The organism is Pseudomonas sp. rhizo66 (assembly GCF_031931925.1).
Lineage (GTDB): Bacteria > Pseudomonadota > Gammaproteobacteria > Pseudomonadales > Pseudomonadaceae > Aquipseudomonas.
In genome coordinates, this window is sequence record NZ_JAUJWZ010000065.1 from 1 (window position 1) to 302 (window position 302).

Consider the following 302-nt stretch of genomic DNA (forward strand, 5'->3'; position numbering starts at 1 on the left):
GTCACCTATACCGCCACTGTTGGCGCGCCGGTCACCGGTTCGCCTGTCGTGGTGACCCTGGCCAACGGTCAGAGCATTACGATTGAAGTCGGCAAAACTACCGGCACCGTGACCACCACCGCACCGAACGATGCGTTGGCCGGCAATGCGCCGCTGACCAACTCGATCACCGGTGTTTCCGGTGGTAATTACGAAGATCTGGTCGCCGACAAGACCCCGGTATCGACCACTGTTACCGATGTCGCCGACACCACCAACCTGTCGCTGAGCGCGACCGGTTCCGTGGCCGAGGGTGGTTCGAT

General features: G+C 61.6%; 1 protein-coding gene. It reads left to right on the plus strand.

The window, feature by feature from the left end:
- On the plus strand, window positions 1–302 hold a 302-nt coding region (locus tag QZR14_RS27965; RefSeq protein ID WP_311998315.1), incomplete at both ends, for an immunoglobulin-like domain-containing protein.